A 4,229-nucleotide genomic window follows, 5' to 3' on the forward strand; every position below is an offset into this window, starting at 1 on the left:
ACGGTCGACCGACTGCTGATAGAAGTCGTAGAGGCGGCGGCGAGCAGCCTCGGCCTCCTCGGGCGGACCGATCGCCGCTGCCAGCTCCGCGGCATAGATCGTCACCAGCACGTGCATCTGATAACGCCGCGGGCGGTTCTGGGTCAGAAGTCGCGTCCGCATCAATTCACGAAGAAGCGGCCGTACGGCGATCTGGTCGACGCCCAGCAGACCCGCCAGGGCTTCCTCGGTGACATCCGGCCCCGGGTGCACGGACAACAGCCGGAACAGGCGGGCCGCTTCCGGTGACAGCCGATCGTAGGAGCCGGCGAAGACGGCCCGGAGGTTGTTGTCGAGATTTGCATCGGTGAAGACATCCAGGTTGTGACGCTTCGCTCGCAGGTCGGCGAGGATGTCGGACAGCGGGGTGTCGTACATCCGCGCCGCCAGCAACGACAAGGCCACGGGCAACCTCCCGCAGCGCTCGATGATCTCGTCCAGTGCCTCGACGTCCGCGTCGCCGGCAAGCCCCTCGGTCAGACCGGCTCGGATGGCGTCGCGAGCCTCGGCGGCCGTCGGGACGTCGAGCGTCAGGAGGCAGGCGCCCGAGGTCACGCCCAGCGCCGACAACCGGGTCCGGCTCGTGATGACAACCAGGCAGTTCCGGTTTCCCGGCAGGAGTGGGCGCACCTGATCGGCGTCGTCGGCATTGTCGAGCAGGATGAGGACCCGGCGATCGGCGAGCACGCTGCGGTACAGCGCCGCCAAGGCCTCGACGTCCCCACCGCCGCCGGCCGGGACCACCCCGAGCGCGGACAGGAACGCCTGCAAAGCCTCGGCCGGCCCGACCGGCGGACGCCGGCCGTCGAAACCCCGGAGGTTGAGGTAGAGATTTCCGTCGGTGTACTCGCCGGAGATCCGGTGGGCCAGATGGACGGCGAGCGTCGTCTTGCCGACGCCCGGGATGCCGTCGATGCCGATGATCGGCAGCGAGGGCGGTTCGCTGCGCGCATAGGCGGCCAGCCTCCGCAGTTCCTGTTGCCGCCCGGCGAACGAGGCGTGATCGACGGGCAGTTGCGCCGGACGGATCGCCGGGCCGGTCCGGGTGTCGCGCGTCGTGGCCGCGTCGTTCCGTTCGGCCACGTCACCGACCTCGAGCCCCGCGCCGGCCTGCCGTAGGACGTTCCGGAGCACCGCCTCCAGGTCCGCTCCGGGCCCGACACCCAGGCGATCGATCAAGTGGTGGGAGACCTCCTGGAAGGCCCGGATCGCCTCCACCGTCCGGCCGTCCGCCGCGAGCAGCGACATCAGCAGACCGTGCAACGCCTGGTCCGACGGGTGGCGACCGGCGGAGCGCTGGAGGGCCGGCAGGACGTCGCGGGCCCGGCCCTCCGCCAGGGCCAGCCGGGCGGCGAACCGGACGGCCTGGGTGCACTCGTCCTCCAGGGCCACGAAGACCGGGTGGTCGGTCACCACCTCGGCGAGGTCCGCGGCACACCGGTCCCGCCACAGCTCGAGTGCCGTCACCGCCCGGTCCAGTGCCTCCCGGCGATGCCCGGCCGCCGCGGCGCTCCGGCTCTTGCCGATCTCGGCACGGAAGTCGAGGAGATCGACCGAGACGGCCCGCGCGTCGACCCGGTACTGACCCGGCTCGCCGAGCAGCCAGCTGCCGGTGGCGCGCTTGGGCAGATCCGGTTCGACCATCCGGCGCAGCGCCCCGACGTAACGATGGACGGTGTTGGCGGCGCTGTCCGGCGGGTTGTCGCCCCACAGGAACTCCACCAGCTCGGGTGTGCTGACCCACGTGCCGACCCGGGCCAGCAGCATGGCAAGGATCAATCGCCGCTGCCGGGGCCCGGGATCGAGGCCCTCGGTGCCCCGACTCACGCGCAGCGGCCCGAGCAGCACGAATCGGACCTCGTCAGGACGAGCGGGAGCCCCGGCTGACCTGGGCGGCACGGTGCTCCCTTCGGCGAAGAGTTGGTCAAGATTTCAAGGAATCAAGCCTAGCTCCACACCGCGGCGACCCCTGTTGCGTGCCGTCCGTGCTCACCACCGGCACCGCCGGATCAACACCCTTGGGACGGTACGCCGTCACCAGCGCTGGAACTGATCCGCGGCGCATCTGCGCGCACGACCGGTGAACCTGAGCCATCCACTGCCGTCGTACCGGTCAGTGCCTCCGGAATCGTGCCTCCGGGAAGAGGCCGCACTCGGTGTGGAGTCGTTCCACAAGTTTTGAACTTTGTTTCCAGAACCCTGTCACAGGCGGTCCATAGCGTCTCTCGCACCTGATCACCGCAAGCCCGGAAGCGGGTGAACTCGCGGCGATCAGAAACGTGAGAGAGGTCTCGATATCGATGACGGTGACCATGCCTGCCCCCTTCGGCATGACCTCGGGCTTCCGGAACAGCGATGACGACTCGCTGATGGAGAAGGTGCACGCGACCCATCGTCAGCCGCTGCTGCGTTTTCTGCTCGGCCTGACCCGCAACGAACGCCCGGCGGCCGAGGATCTGTTGCAGGAGACGATGCTGCGCGCGTGGCGTCATCTCGCGTCGTTGCCACGTGAGGAGGAAAACGCCCGGAAGTGGTTGTTCACCATCGCCCGGCGCGTCGCCATCGACGCCGCCCGGTCGCGGCAGGCCCGCCCCGCGGAAGTCAGCCTCGTGGAGGCCGACCAGGTCAGCGGTGTCGACAGCGCTGACGGCGCGCTCGCTCTGCACGACCTCACCACGGCGTTCCACCGGTTGAGCACCGAACATCGCACAGTGCTGCAGGAGTTGCACCTGCGTGGCGCCTCCGTCGAGCAAGCCGCGCGGCGGCTCGGCGTGCCCGCCGGAACGGTCAAGTCGCGGGCTCATTACGCCATGCGCATCCTCCGGGGCGCCCTCGATCCGGGCGTCCGGGACTGACGCACGCCGATGGCCCGCCGTTCGCCGGCTGACCGTGCCGAACCCGCTGGTAGGATCGCCGACAGCCCCTCCGGCCACGAGTCGCGTAGCGTTGCTCCTTGAGATCTTGAGAGCTGTGACAAGCCGGAGCCCGTTACCGTGCAGAACGTTCGGTTCACGCTGCTGGGGCCGCTGCGCGCCTGGCGCGGGGACGAGGAGCTGTCCCTCGGGGCTAGACAGCAGCGGCTGATCCTGGTCCTGTTGCTGGCCCGGGCCGGTGAGCGGGTCGGGGTGTCCGATCTCGTCGCGCTTCTCTGGGGCGATCGCCCGCCCGGCAGCGCCGTCAACGTGGTGCACCGGTACATCGGTTCGCTTCGCCGGATGCTGGAGACACAGCTGCCCCGCCGGGCCGAGGGCCGTTGGCTGATCGCCGATGCCGGCGGCTACCGGATGCGGATCGACGCCGGGTCCCTGGATCTACTCGCCTTCCGCGACCAGGTGGAGCGGGGTCGCGCGGCAGCCCTGTCCGGCCGCCCCGACGAGGCCCTGACGCTGTTCGTCTCGGCGCTCGCGTTGTGGCCGGACCGCTGCGCGGCCGGTCTCGACACCGCGCTGGCCGGCCATCCGGCTTTCGTCGCCCTCGAGAACGAATGCACCCGCGTCGTACGGGAGGTCGCACGGCTGGCGTCAGAGCGGGGAAACCCCGCCGCCGTCCTCCCGGCGCTACGGCGGTCCGCGGCGCGCAACCCCTTCGACGAGGCTCTCCAGGCCGACCTCGTCCGGTCGCTCGCCGCCGACGGCAAGCAGGCCGCCGCCCTCGTGCACTACCAACAGGTGAGCCACCTGCTGAACGACCAGCTGGGCGTCGCCGCCGGCGCCGAATTGCAGGCCGCGCTGCAATCGGTGCTGCACAGCGACGACGAGTCCGCGGCCGGGCCACCGGAGGAGGCCGCACCGCGACCCGGGCGGACGGTCAGCCCGGCGCAACTGCCCTCCGACCATCCGTACTTCACCGGCCGCGGCCCGGCGATCGAACGGCTTCTCGCGTACGCACGCCGGAGCAGCGGATCCATCGTCCTGGGCATCGACGGCATCCCGGGGATCGGTAAGACCACCCTGGCGGTCCACCTCGCCCACCTGGTCGCCGCCGACTACCCCGACGGGCAACTGTTCGCCGATCTCCGGGGCTTCGACGCCACCCGGCGACCGATCGACCCCGGCGACGTCCTGCTGACCTTCCTCTCCGCGCTGGGCGTCGCCGAACCGCCCGGAGACGCCCCCGTCGAATGCCGGGCAGCGCTCTACCGCAGCGTCCTCGCCGACCGCCGCACGATCGTGGTGCTGGACAACGCATAC

General features: G+C 70.5%; 3 protein-coding genes. 2 read left to right on the forward strand and 1 reads right to left on the reverse strand.

The window, feature by feature from the left end:
* Positions 1-1,887 (reverse strand): AfsR/SARP family transcriptional regulator (locus Acy02nite_RS45875; RefSeq protein ID WP_203756578.1); only part of this gene is annotated, 1,887 nt, incomplete at its 3' end.
* A gap of 464 nt (positions 1,888-2,351) precedes the next feature.
* On the opposite strand from Acy02nite_RS45875, the gene Acy02nite_RS45880 reads away from it, so the two are divergent.
* Positions 2,352-2,894: a sigma-70 family RNA polymerase sigma factor gene (locus Acy02nite_RS45880; RefSeq protein WP_203756581.1), complete on the forward strand. Its 543-nt coding sequence runs from the start codon at positions 2,352-2,354 to the stop codon at positions 2,892-2,894.
* Positions 2,895-3,032: 138 nt separating this feature from the next.
* On the forward strand, positions 3,033-4,229 hold a 1,197-nt coding region (locus Acy02nite_RS45885; RefSeq protein WP_203756584.1), incomplete at its 3' end, for an AfsR/SARP family transcriptional regulator.

This window comes from Actinoplanes cyaneus (assembly GCF_016862095.1).
Classification (GTDB): Bacteria; Actinomycetota; Actinomycetes; order Mycobacteriales; family Micromonosporaceae; genus Actinoplanes; species Actinoplanes cyaneus.